We start from the raw sequence: 12,791 nt of genomic DNA, 5'->3' as shown, positions 1-12,791 counted from the left end.
GCATTAAAAAGTTCGATCGGGATGAAATGGATGGAGGTCTAAAGATGTTTTTTTATCTGAAATTATTTCTGAAACTAATTTACCCGTTGAAGGGCCTAAACTCCAACCCATCATAGCGTGTCCTGTTGCTATGGTAAGGTTTTTATATTTTTCAGTTCTACCAATGTAAGGCAAACCATCAGGCGAACAAGGACGTAATCCACAATCTGCTTGATTTAATTCTTCTTGGTTTATTTTAAATCCTTGGTAATAATCTGAAGCAGCTTTACTTATTACTTTTACTCTTACTGGGTTTATTTTATCATTAATTCCTGCAATCTCCATAGTTCCGGCAAAACGAGTAAAACCATTCATAGGAGTTACTGCAACTTTGGCTTCTACTAGTATCGCTGGAATAGTGATTCCTGTTTCTCTTTCTACATTAATACTATAGCCTTTTCCAGCCTGAACTGGAATTTTAATACCTAATTTTTTAGTGAGTAATGGACTCCAGGATCCTGCAGCTAATACTACCTCATCTGGATTTAGTTTTCTTTCAGAGGTGATAATTTCTGAAATTTTTCCTTCGGAAACAGACAGATCTTTAACTTCTTCATTGGTATAAAAAGTGACTCCATTCAATTTTAAATAAGAATGCATTTCGGTCATAAATTCTTGAGGGGTCATATGCGCATCTGAATCGAAATAAACAGCGCCTTTACAATCTATATTGGCCTCAGGGTTCATTTTTCTAACTTCATCTGCTGTTATATTTTTAACATTCAATCCTTCTTTAATGGCTCTTTGCCCTATCTTCCATTCTTCTTCTCCCGCCTTATCCGTTTTATACAACATCAACAGCCCTTTTCTTTCATAATGAAAATTAAAATCTCCTGAAGCTTTTATTTTTTCATATAAATCTCTTCCAAATATGTTAATGTCTTTTATTACTGGAATAGCCTTTTCAACTTTTTTTAAAGAAGCCGATTTCTTAAAAGCCCATGACCATTGCAAAAAATCTTTATCTAATCTAGGCTTTATATAAAATGGGCTTGTAGAATTAAACATCCATTTTATCCCTTTGGTTATCATTCCTGGAGCTGCTAATGGGATAATGTGACTTGGAGTTATATACCCCGCATTTACAAATGAAGCTCCTTTAGTTATATCAGATTTATCAATAACAGTTACTTTATGCCCTTCTTTCTGAAGATAATATGCAGAGCACAATCCTATTATTCCACCTCCGATTATAACAACTTCTTTATTCATTTAAATTACTTGAAAACCATGTGCATAAGGATCATCTTCATCATCAATGATTATGGTATTATATCCATAAATTTTTGCCCAACCTTGAATGCTAGGTATTATTGCTTTTTTTTCATTCAATTCGGTTTCTTCTTCAACTCTTCCAATAAAGGTAGAACCTATATAACTTTCATGAACAAATTCTTCTCCTAGGGCAAGTTTTCCTTTGGCGTACAATTGCGCCATTCTTGCCGAAGTTCCCGTGCCACAAGGACTTCTGTCGATTGCTTTATCACCATAAAACACTGCATTTCTTCCCGATGATTTTGGATCTATTGGATCACCTGTCCATAACATATGACTCACATCTCGAATAGTTTCATTTTCAGGATGAATAAACATATCCGGGTATTTTTCATTAATCCGTTCTCTAACTATTTGCGAATACTGAATTAATTTTCCAGCCGTAAAATTATGTACGCCACTAAAGTTTTTTTGAGGGTCTACAATCGCATAATAATTTCCCCCATAAGAAACATCAAAAGTGATTTCTCCCAATTCTGGACATTCAACGGTTAAGTCTTCAGCAGCCAAATAAGATTTCACATTTTTAAGTTTCACCCACTCCACTTTATTTTTTGACTCTTTGTATTCAATCTCCACTAGACCTGCTGGCGTTTCCATTTTTATAATGCCTGGAACTTTAGGTTGAACTAAGCCTTCTTCAATTGCGATAGTGATGGCCCCAATCGTTCCATGCCCGCACATAGGCAAACAACCAGAAGTTTCAATAAATAAAATTCCGAAGTCATTTTCTGGGTTTTCGGGTTCAAAAAAGAAACTGCCACTCATCATATCATGTCCTCGAGGTTCGAACATAAGTCCTTTTCGAATCCAATCGTATTCTTCTAAAAAATGTTGTCTTTTTTCACTCATTGAAGCACCTTGAAGACCTGGACGACCTGTTGTTACAACTCTTACAGGGTTTCCACAGGTATGTGCATCTATACATTTAAAAATGGTTTTACTCATCTTTATTCTCTTCAATATAATTATTGATTCGTTTTTCTAAAATCGAAAGTGTAACTGTTCCTTGTTCTAAAATAACTTCATGAAAATCCCTAATATCAAAATTAACCCCAAGTTTATTTTCAGCTTTACTGCGTAACTCTCTTATTTTAAGTTCACCTATTTTATAGGATAATGCTTGTCCTGGCCATGAGATATATCGATCGGTTTCAGTATTAATTTCATGAATGGAAAGCGCTGTATTTTCAGACATATAATTAATTACCTCATCTCTTGTCCAGCCTTGCGCATGAATTCCTGTATCAACCACTAAACGACAAGCCCGCCACATTTCATAAGTAAGTTTTCCAAATTGTTCATACGGTGTTGTGTACATTCCCATTTCTTCCGCAAGAAATTCACAATATAATCCCCAACCTTCTCCATACGCTGATAAATAAGTATCTTTTCTAAACTGTGGAATACTGTCTCCTAATTCTAGATTTAATGACGTTTGCAAATGATGCCCAGGCACAGCTTCATGTACTGTTAATGAAGGTAAAACATATAAAGGCCTACTTGGTAAATCATAGGTGTTTACCCAATAATATCCTGGATCTGTACTGTTCTTATCTGTACCAACATACCTACCTGTCGTATATTTAGGCGCTATAGCGTCAGGCACTGGGGCAACTCCATAAGGTTTTCTAGGTAAGGTTTTAAAAAATCTCGGTAATTGTTCGTCAGCTCTTTTTGCCATGTCCCGAGCAATCATTAATAGTTGATCTGGACTTGTTGCATAAAACTGAGGGTCGGTTCTTAGAAAATGTAGAAATTCTGAAAAACTCCCTTGAAAATTAATTTCTGAAATAATTTTTTTCATTTCAGTTTTAATTCTTGCAACTTCTTTTAATCCAACCTCATGAATATCATCCGCAGTAAGTTGCGTACTCGTTGTATAATAATTAATACGATTTTGATAATAATCTGAGCCTTTTGGTGTTTCAGAAACTCCAATAGTAGATCTTGTATTTGGCATATATTCATCTTCAAAAAATGCTTTAATTTTCTTGAATTGAGGAATCACATTTGTAGTAATTGCCACTTTAGCAGCCAACAACACTGAATCTCTTTGAGTATCACTGATTGTCGTTGGTAAATTTTTAAAAGGCTTATAGAAATAACTCTCATCAAAACTACTCACGATATGATCATCATAACTAGATTCATACCCATTAAAAATTACTCTTGGTTGAGAAACCCCTTTTTCTAATCCTTCTCTTAAAAGAGGTAAAAATTGATCTACTCGACCTGGGATTGCATTTAATTTTTTTAAATACTCTTTAACTTGTTCGTAATTGTTAAAAGGACGAACCATAAATGAAAAACTAGTATGAAACCCAGAATCTGACAACAATGGATTTAAATAACTTTCATATTTAAAATAATCGATAGTATCCTGCAACTTAAACTTTAATAATTCTAATGAAATTAATTCAGTTTCAGATAATCCATAAATATCAATTTCCTTTAATTTTCCTAGTTGTTCTTTTGCATAAAGAGCCTCTTTTTCAAAAATTTCTTTTGAAAATAGACCTAAGGGATACTCCTCTTTATTATAGAATTCTCTCTCTTCAATTTCTATAATTATAGTGTTTAAATCTTCCGAAGAAGTATCTTCTATTTTTTTTGAGCAACCAAGGCTTAGAAGAATAAAAAATACACCAATAATTTTGAAGATTCTCATATATTTAAATTTTGCTTTTAGTGTTATTTCCATTGACCAATCTAAGAATTTCTAAAGGATTTTCATCTTTCAATTCGTCTGGTAATAATGAATTAGGCCAGCTTTGAAAACTAAATGGACGCACCCATCTCTTTACAGCATGAAGTCCAACCGCTGTAAACCTACTATCCGTTGAAGACGGATAAGGTCCTCCGTGTAACATCGCTGGGCATACTTCAACTCCTGTTGGCACTCCATTAAATATAATTCTACCTACTCTATTTTGAAGTGCATCAACAATAGAAGAATACTTTGCCAACTCTTCTTGCTCGGCTAAAATGGTCCCTGTAAGTTGCCCTTCCAACTGTTGAATAATAGTTTCTAACTCATGTGCATCTTTACATTGTACCACCATAGAAAATGGTCCAAATACCTCCTGATGTAAAGTCGTATTTTCTAAAAATGTAGCCCCTTCAACAGTAACAATCGTTTGTCTTGCATAGTTGGTTGAAACTTCATCCGTATAGTCTGCAGTTACCAACAATCCGTTTTGCTGCAGCGCATTTTCTTTATTTCTTTCGTAATTTCCAATGATATTTGGATGTAACATACACGAAGGAGAAATCTTAATAATTTCAGAAGAAAGTGTATCAATAAAGGTGGAAAAGCCATCGCTTTTAATTCCTATAAGTAAGCCTGGATTGGTACAAAATTGTCCAGTTCCTAAAGTGATAGATCCAGCATATGTTTTTGCTAAAGCTTCTCCTCTTTTTTGAATTGCCTCAGGTAATAAAACCACGGGATTAACACTTCCCATTTCGGCAAAAACCGGAATAGGTTCTGGACGTTCAGAAGCTATATTGTATAAAGCTCTTCCTCCCTTGATACTTCCTGTAAATCCAACTGCTTTTACTCCTGGATGTTTAACCAATTCTACTCCTACTTCAATCCCTGAACTATTTAAATTTGAAAAAACACCCGTAGGCATTCCAGTTTTTATAGCAGCTCTATTAATTGCTTCTGAAACCATTTCACTGGTTCCAGCATGCATAGGATGCGATTTGCAAATCACAGGACAACCGGCTGCTAATGCAGAGGCAGTATCTCCACCTGCTGTTGAATAGGCAAAGGGGAAGTTACTTGCTCCAAAAACAACTACAGGACCTAATGGAATTAACATTTTTCGAATATCTTGTTTTGGAATAGGAGCTCTATCTAAATCGGCTGTGTCAATCGTAGCTTCTACCCAATTACCATCTTCTAACATGTCTGCAAAACTTATTAATTGCCCGATGGTTCTTCCTCTTTCTCCTTTTGCTCTTCCTTCTGGTAAGCCAGTTTCAGATTGATACATTGCAATTAAATCGTCTCCCATTGCTAGAATTTCTTCCGTTATAGCACGTAAAAAAATTGCTTTTTCCTTGGGAGATTTTTTACTGAATACTTTAAAAGCATCAGAAGCTAAATCAACTGCTTGATTAATTTCTTCGGAAGTTGCTTCATAGAAAACTTGATCGTTTTCTATGTTTAGTAAAGGATTGAATGTTTTATATGTTTTTGTTCCTTTAGCAGAACGTTGATTTCCTATATGATTTTCACCTGTAGTCATTTTATTTTTTTTATTAGTTGGTAATGTTTATCAATATCGACTGGTTTGATTACAATTTTTTCAGAAACAGGATATTTTTCTAAGAGATTTTTAGGTCTAATAGGGCGATCTACAAAATTACCGCCACAATTAGGGCACACCTCTTCTAATATATTTTTGACACAGTCTTGGCAAAAAGTACATTCAAAAGTACAAATCATTGCATCTTTAGCATCGAAAGGTAATTTTTTATTGCAATTTTCGCAAGTGGGTCTTATCTCTAACATTATAAATTTTTATACGCTGGAAGTTCTGGTCGATTTTTTAAACCCTCTTCAATTACTTTTAACACATGCGCTCTTTCGGCACCAATTAGTGTTAATCGAGGCGCTCTAACATTTTCTGTTCCTATTCCTGTAGCAACTTCAGCTAGTTTAATATTTTGTACTAATTTAGGGTTTATATCCAACTCTAACAAAGGTAAAAACCAGCGATAAATCTCAATTGCTTCTTGAATTCTTCCTGCTTTCTGAAGTTCATAAATTGCTACTGTTTCTGCTGGAAACGCACAAACCAAACCTGCAACCCAACCATCGGCTCCCATTAATAAACTCTCTAAAGCCAAAGTATCTACTCCTGTAAGAATACTTAAACGATCTCCAAAACGGTTTTTAATTCGGGTTACATTAGATATATCTCTAGTGGATTCTTTTACAGCTTCGATGTTATCGCATGCTAATAATTCATCGAACATATCTAAGGTTACTTCTATTTTATAATCTACAGGATTATTATAGACCATAATTGGTAATGAAGTACTGTTTGCAACTGCTTTAAAGTATTCTACCGTTTCTCTGTCACCCGCTTTATATCGCATAGGAGGCAACATCATTAGACCACTCGCGCCATCTTCGGTTGCTTTTCGTGCGGCATCAATAGCACCTTTGGTAGATTGTTCTGCAATGTTAATTAAAACAGGAACTTTTCCATTTACAAACTCGACAGTTTCACGAGTTAGAATTCGTTTTTCTTCATCTGTTAACGTACTGGCTTCCCCTAAAGTTCCTCCCAATACTATTCCATGAACCCCTGCATCTAACTGAGCTTTTAAGTTCACTTTAAACATTTCTAAATCAAGTTCATCTGTATCAGTAAACTTAGTAGTAACCGCTGGCATTACGCCTTCCCAATTGATTTTCATAGTATTGCCCACGAAAGTGGGTATCTTTTAATTTATAAATAAAACTTCAAATTAAAAACCTTTCGACTTACTCTGTAAGCTAACTTCACACAAAACTTATTTTGTATTCGTTAATGCTCAAGGAGACAATAGAATAGTTAATTAAATGATAGAGATTTTAATTCTTATATAAGGATAAGAATTACTCTAATTTTTTAGTAAAATTATTTAAATATAGAGTAAATAAATAATGTGCTTTTATCCAAACATGATACTATAGTATCTATAATTTTAATTTTATTCGTAATTTTGAATAGTATAAACACACTATGAAAGTTTTACCCTTTACAATTCCGAAGTATAAAAGAGACTCCATTCAATTACAAGAAGACAAAGGAACCTTATTTTATGAGTTACTTCATCAACATGAAGAGTTTCAAATTAGTTTAATTTTAAAAGGTAGCGGGACTTTAATTGTGGGTGATACTATTAGTTCATTTAAAGAAAATGATATCATTGTTTTAGGAGAAAACTTACCGCATGTATTTAAAAGTGATCTTAAAAAATCTGAAAATTCTCATATGATTTCTATCTTTTTCACAAAGAATACTTTTGGGGAATCATTTTTTAATACGGAAGAATTAAAACCACTTACCTCTTTTTTTAATAAGACTGAGAATGGTTTTATCATTTCAAAAAACACAGAAAAACCAGGAAGAATATTTAAACAATTATACAAAGCCTCAAAATTAGATCGGTTTGTTTTATTTTTTCAATTATTAAAAGAGTTAAATAAATCAACTCACAAAAGTCTTTCTTCATTTGTGTCATTAAAAAAGTACAGTGATAATGAAGGAAGGAGAATGAGTGCCGTTTTTGAATACACTATCAATAATTTTCAAAATGAAATTACTTTAGAACGTATATCTCAACAAGCAGCCATGACCAAAAATGCTTTTTGCAAATATTTTAAAAAGCGTACCAATAAAACCTATATTACATTTTTAAATGAGTTACGGATAGAAGAAGCTTGCAAATTATTGCAGGGAAATAATGAAATTACTATAGCAGAAATTGCTGAAATGACAGGCTTTCAAAACATTTCAAATTTTAATAGAACGTTTAAGCAATTAATAGAGAAGACGCCAAAAGAATATAAAAATCAATTCAATTGATTGAGTTCTTCTTTTAGCTTTTTTGTTAGTTTATTGACCACCAAATCATAGGAATGATCGATTAATTCACAAAGTAATTTATGAGGAATATTCATTTCTAGTTCCACTGTATTCCAATGCAATTTACTCATATGAAAACCTGGAGTTATCAAACCATCATATTCCTCACGCAGCGTTATAGATCGCTCTGGATCACATTTTAAATTAGCTTTAGATGGCTGATTTTCCAGACTGGATAAAGCAAATATTTTTTCCATCACTTTAAAAACCAGCGTTTTTTCATCGAAAGGGAAAGATTCTGTGACTCCTTTTTTAGCAATACAATATTCTCTAAATTCTTCAATATTCATAACTACTTTATTACATACCCTAAGACAGGTTGATCGTCAAAATAAATTAACAAGATTTTCACTCCTATTTGAAGTGGAATGTTAAACGATATCACTTCATCTTTAATAGTAAATTTTTCTAAAGAAATTTTTTCTCCCCCATAGGAATAAGATATATTTTTAGGTGAAACATTTTTAATAGTAAAAGGTATATCCCCAAAATATTCATCTTCATATAAAATACCCGTTTTAGGGGTTTCTACATCACTTAAAACTAAATTTTCTTTTATTAATAGAGGCATATTTGAAAAATCGTTTCTTGATATATTTTCAGAAACAAAAGCATCTTCAAATACATCTGGGTAGTGACTTTTTATAAATAAATTAGGATCTGTTTTATAGTAGAAAAAACTGGGCTCTTTTATAAATTTTTCATGGAATTTACCTGCTCCCCAAGTAGGATCAAACAGAAAAGGTTTTCCGTCAATATAGGCTACATTCCACATGTGGTTTCTATTAAATGATCTTCCAATATCATTGAAATTTGTCTTTGTATCCCCTCGAACTAAATAATTTTGAATGCCTTGTAGTTCGCAAAGGCGTTCAAATAGCATTGCATATCCTTCGCAAACTGCCACTCCTTTTTTAACGGTTCTATTAATAATTTTATTTCGTATATTTTCTTCTTTCTGATTGCGTTCTCTATAATTTGTAAATTTATAATTGAACTTTTTATATTCGTCTGGATGGTAAGCTACATTCTGAATAATCCAACTATAAATAGCCCTCAATTTATCTTCTTCTGAAGTAAAATCACGACTAATAAATTTAGAAAGAATTTTGGGATTATTGCAGGTAGTTGGATATAATGAAATGGTTGCATCGACGAGTTCATAGTCTTGTGAATTCAACAGATTACAGCCCATGAATAAAAGCAAAATACTAATTCGCCATGTAAGAATCATCTTTCTAATTTATATAAAATAGGTTTGCTGGGTGTTGCATCATTATGAAAGGATGCAATCATAAGATTTAATATATAAGAACCGTCTTTTATATTATTTGGCACATATATAAGTTCGGTAATAGTTGATTGAAAACGTGGGTTTTTAGGGTAATTCCAAAAAGCTTTATGCGCTAATAATTTTCCCTCATCTTTTTCCTTATCTACCGAAGGTAAGTCAATTAATAAGTGTTCTATTCCTTTTTTTCGAATAAAAGCAGCTGCTTTTTGATGCAAATACGGCCAATTTGTATTTGAATATTTTTTTGATTTTTTTGAAGCAGTATTTGGCAATACTCTTATAATTAAAGCTTGAGGGTTTTTATTTTCTAAATGCTCTTTAATTTGTTGTTCCGTAATAATTAAATCATCCCCTTCTTTTTCTGGACTTACTGAAATTACTTCAGCAGTAAAAAAGAACGTTTTTAAAGTATCATTTATAGAATAAAATTCTTTAGAAATATGCCCAATACACTCAGTATGCGTGCCATGAGCATGAGGATTGAAAGCAATATTATTAAAGTTTACAGAAGCACCTTCACTCACTTTTGCAATCCAATCGCCCATCACCACTGGTTCAATTTTTGGGGCATCTAAATACCAAGCGATAGGGTTTTTAACTGAAGCTTGTAGTGGTAAAGAAATATCTAAAGGATTTGATAGATCAATAGTATATGATTCATTTCCTATTTGTAGGGTGCTCTTCATGCTTTAAAAGTAAACAATTTTAATCGATCATAAATAAATCGGAAGCAATTCCATCACATAAAAACTTTCCTTTTTCACTAATCATCAAGTTATCCTCCTTTAGAATAACGAGTTCATCTTCTATCGCTTTTTGGGCTTGATTTAGTACATATTGAACAAAGTTTTTTCCAAAATCAGTTTCTATTTTAATAAGTGAAATGCCCCACATGGTCCGTAAACCGATCATAACATATTCATTATAGCGATCTTTTACACTGAGTAATTCTCTTTCTATAGGTAGCTTTTCTTCTGAAATACTTTGAATGTATTTAATATTGTTAGAAACATTCCAACTTCTATATTTCCCATCAAATGAATGCGCTGAAGGGCCAATGCCTATATACGATTTGCCCTGCCAATATGCGGTGTTATTTTTTGAGAAATAGCCTTCTTTGCTAAAGCTTGAAAATTCATAATTTACGAATCCTGCTTCCTTCATTGTTGATAAAAGCAGTTCGTATTGCTCCTTAAAATCTGAGTCTAAGGTTGGAATAATTTTACCTTTTTTAATAAAAGATTCAAAGGCTGTTTTTGGCTCAACTGTTAATGCATAACTTGAAATATGAGGCACTTGCAAGGATAGTGCTATCTTTAAATTTTGTTCCCAACGTTGATTACTCACCCCTGGAACTCCATAAATAAGATCAATACTTATATTATCGAAATACTGTTTGGCTCCAATGATCGATTCTTTGGCTTCCTTTTCAGAATGAGCTCTATTCATGAGTTTTAGGTCTTCTTCAAAAAAAGATTGAACCCCTATACTTAATCTGTTTATGGGACTTTTGGCAAGTTGCTTAATTACATCTTTCGTTAAATCATCTGGATTTGCTTCTAAGGTAATTTCAGCATCATTTTCTACCCCAAAATGCTCCTTTATTGTTTCAAAAATATGATTGATTTCTTTTTCTGAAAGTAAACTAGGCGTTCCACCTCCAAAATAAATTGTTTTTAAAGGGCTAGCAAGCTCTTCTTTCCGAAGTGATAATTCTTTGCAAATTGCAGCTATCATCTCTTCTTTCCGCTTTAAAGAGGTAGAGAAATGAAAATTGCAATAATGACAAGCTTGTTTGCAAAATGGAATATGAATATAGATTCCTGACATATTTAATACTGAAACTTTTTTGCATTAATAATAACTTTTTCAACGGGATATTTTAATTGCTCTAAATCAACCATTATATTATTTTTTTACTCTTCCTTCATTCTGTTTTACAAAAGCATCCCAGCCCGTATAACTTTTACCAATGGTTATCTTTCCTGCATTATAAAAATGACAAACGGCAGCGGCTAACCCATCGGTGCTATCTAAATTTTTTGGCAATTCTTTTAATTGCAAAAGGCTTTGCAGCATTTTAGCAACTTGTTCTTTGCTTGCGTTTCCATTTCCTGTGATCGCCATTTTAATTTTTTTAGGAGAGTATTCAGTAATAGGAATATCTCTAGACAATCCTGCTGCCATAGCGACTCCTTGAGCTCTTCCTAGTTTTAACATAGACTGTACATTTTTTCCGAAGAAAGGCGCCTCAATAGCAATTTCATCTGGATGATGTGTATCGATGAGTTCTATAGTTCGCTCAAAAATGAGTTTAAGCTTCACATAATGGTCATCATATTTTTTTAATTGAAGCTCATTTAGTTGTAAAAATTGCATTTGCTTATTTACTACTTTTATAAGTCCAAAACCCATGATTGTTGTTCCTGGGTCAATTCCTAATATGATTTTTTCTGTACTCATAAAATTGTCGCTTCCGAAGGTTTAAAAGTATTATAATTGACAATAAGTTTAAAGATAAAACAATTATAATTATAGTAATTTAGCTTTTGATGTTTGCTAGCAATTACAAATCTAAACAATATCTTCTTGTAGCCCTAAAAATTTTAATTTTAGGGCTGACTCTTATTTATATTTATTCGAAACTTTATAAGAATGACTCACAACATTATCAAGAGATCATTATAGAGGCGCTACAAAAAAACAAGCATTCATTTGCTTACCTCATGTTATTCCTTTTGTTAGCATCTGCTAATTGGTTTTTTGAAATCATGAAATGGAAAGTTTTAGTTTCAAAAATTCAAAATATTACTTTTTTAACTTCTTTAAAACAAAGTTTATCTGCCTTAACAATTTCTCTCGCAACCCCTAACAGAATAGGTGATTATGGAGCAAAAGCTTTTTATTTTAAAAAAGAAGAAAGGAAACAAATACTAGTTCTTAACTTTTTTTCTAATGCCGCTCAAATGGGAATTACAACACTATTTGGTGTTTTTGGGTTACTATATATGACATTGTTATACTCAATAGAATATTCAATTTTAAAAATAATAAGTATAGTAATTGGTTGTGTAGGTTTATTTATTTTAGGTTATATTTTCAAAGAACAAGCACTTATTATTAAAGGCTTATCTATCGCTAAAATTTTAAAGTATTTAAAAAACATAAAGACTTCGGTTAAGGTTAAAACCATTTTATTTTCATTTTTACGATATGTAATTTTTTGCTTTCTCTTTTATAGATTATTACTGTTTTTTGGTATTGACTTATCACTTTATCAAGCAATACCTATTATTTTTTCAATGTACTTATTGGTTTCGATTGTCCCCACCATTTTTATATTTGATGTTGTAGTTAGAGGAGGCGCTGCAGTGTGGCTTTTTTCGTTTGTAGGCATTTCTGAAACACCTGTTCTCTGCACCGTTTTATCCATGTGGATATTAAATTTTGTTATCCCTTCTATTGTTGGTGGAATATTTATGTTTACTTACCGTCCTGAAACTATATGATACTAGCTAGTTACATCATTT

General features: G+C 32.5%; 13 protein-coding genes. 2 read left to right on the top strand and 11 right to left on the bottom strand.

The window, feature by feature from the left end:
- Positions 1–3: 3 nt before the first annotated feature.
- Genes ABXT64_RS07270 through ABXT64_RS07245 form a run of 6 tightly spaced genes read right to left on the bottom strand, consistent with a single transcriptional unit; the run spans position 4 to position 6,753 of the window.
- Positions 4–1,251 carry an NAD(P)/FAD-dependent oxidoreductase gene (locus tag ABXT64_RS07270; protein WP_443632270.1) on the bottom strand — a complete coding sequence of 416 codons (1,248 nt, stop codon included), beginning with the start codon at positions 1,249–1,251 and terminating at the stop codon, positions 4–6.
- On the bottom strand, positions 1,252–2,262 hold the full coding sequence (locus ABXT64_RS07265) for a 4-hydroxyproline epimerase (RefSeq protein ID WP_443632269.1): 1,011 nt from the start codon (positions 2,260–2,262) through the stop codon (positions 1,252–1,254).
- Positions 2,255–3,985, bottom strand: a complete 1,731-nt coding sequence (locus ABXT64_RS07260) for a DUF885 domain-containing protein (protein WP_443632268.1) — start codon at positions 3,983–3,985, stop codon at positions 2,255–2,257. Before ABXT64_RS07260 ends, ABXT64_RS07265 begins: the two co-directional genes overlap by 8 nt.
- 4 nt (positions 3,986–3,989) lie before the next feature.
- Positions 3,990–5,573, bottom strand: a complete 1,584-nt coding sequence (locus tag ABXT64_RS07255; RefSeq protein WP_443632267.1) for an aldehyde dehydrogenase (NADP(+)) — start codon at positions 5,571–5,573, stop codon at positions 3,990–3,992.
- Positions 5,570–5,839: a DUF1272 domain-containing protein gene (locus tag ABXT64_RS07250; protein ID WP_443632266.1), complete on the bottom strand. Its 270-nt coding sequence runs from the start codon at positions 5,837–5,839 to the stop codon at positions 5,570–5,572. Before ABXT64_RS07250 ends, ABXT64_RS07255 begins: the two co-directional genes overlap by 4 nt.
- Complete coding sequence (locus ABXT64_RS07245; protein ID WP_443632265.1) at positions 5,839–6,753, bottom strand: dihydrodipicolinate synthase family protein; 915 nt, start codon at positions 6,751–6,753, stop codon at positions 5,839–5,841. The genes ABXT64_RS07250 and ABXT64_RS07245 overlap by 1 nt, the downstream gene beginning before the upstream one ends.
- A 308-nt stretch (positions 6,754–7,061) precedes the next feature.
- Between ABXT64_RS07245 and ABXT64_RS07240 the strand changes: the two genes are divergently transcribed.
- Positions 7,062–7,907 carry an AraC family transcriptional regulator gene (locus ABXT64_RS07240; RefSeq protein WP_443632264.1) on the top strand — a complete coding sequence of 282 codons (846 nt, stop codon included), beginning with the start codon at positions 7,062–7,064 and terminating at the stop codon, positions 7,905–7,907.
- Here the strand turns inward: ABXT64_RS07240 and ABXT64_RS07235 are convergent.
- The 5 genes from ABXT64_RS07235 to ruvC all read right to left on the bottom strand — a co-directional run bounded on the left by ABXT64_RS07235 (position 7,895) and on the right by ruvC (position 11,724).
- Entirely contained in the window at positions 7,895–8,257 is a 363-nt protein-coding gene (locus tag ABXT64_RS07235) for an MmcQ/YjbR family DNA-binding protein (RefSeq protein ID WP_443632263.1), read from the bottom strand. The two genes, ABXT64_RS07240 and ABXT64_RS07235, sit on opposite strands and share 13 nt — an antisense overlap.
- Positions 8,258–8,259: 2 nt before the next feature.
- Entirely contained in the window at positions 8,260–9,201 is a 942-nt protein-coding gene (locus ABXT64_RS07230) for a transglutaminase domain-containing protein (RefSeq protein ID WP_443632262.1), read from the bottom strand.
- Positions 9,198–9,947 (bottom strand): cyclase family protein, encoded by a 750-nt coding sequence (locus tag ABXT64_RS07225; protein WP_443632261.1) that lies wholly within the window; start codon positions 9,945–9,947, stop codon positions 9,198–9,200. Before ABXT64_RS07225 ends, ABXT64_RS07230 begins: the two co-directional genes overlap by 4 nt.
- Before the next feature lie 19 nt (positions 9,948–9,966).
- Positions 9,967–11,091 (bottom strand): radical SAM family heme chaperone HemW, encoded by a 1,125-nt coding sequence (gene hemW, locus ABXT64_RS07220; protein ID WP_443632260.1) that lies wholly within the window; start codon positions 11,089–11,091, stop codon positions 9,967–9,969.
- A 78-nt stretch (positions 11,092–11,169) separates the two neighbouring features.
- Complete coding sequence (ruvC, locus tag ABXT64_RS07215; protein WP_443632259.1) at positions 11,170–11,724, bottom strand: crossover junction endodeoxyribonuclease RuvC; 555 nt, start codon at positions 11,722–11,724, stop codon at positions 11,170–11,172.
- Positions 11,725–11,813: 89 nt separating this feature from the next.
- Between ruvC and ABXT64_RS07210 the strand changes: the two genes are divergently transcribed.
- A complete protein-coding gene (locus ABXT64_RS07210) occupies positions 11,814–12,770 on the top strand; it encodes a lysylphosphatidylglycerol synthase domain-containing protein (RefSeq protein WP_443632258.1) in 957 nt (318 codons plus the stop codon).
- Positions 12,771–12,791: the final 21 nt, after the last annotated feature.

Origin of the sequence: Candidatus Marifrigoribacter sp. Uisw_064, assembly GCF_047730175.1 — a bacterium.
Taxonomy (GTDB): domain Bacteria; phylum Bacteroidota; class Bacteroidia; order Flavobacteriales; family Flavobacteriaceae; genus Marifrigoribacter.
The sequence above is the reverse complement of the archived record's forward strand: the minus strand, read 5'-3'. Positions and strand labels throughout refer to the sequence as shown.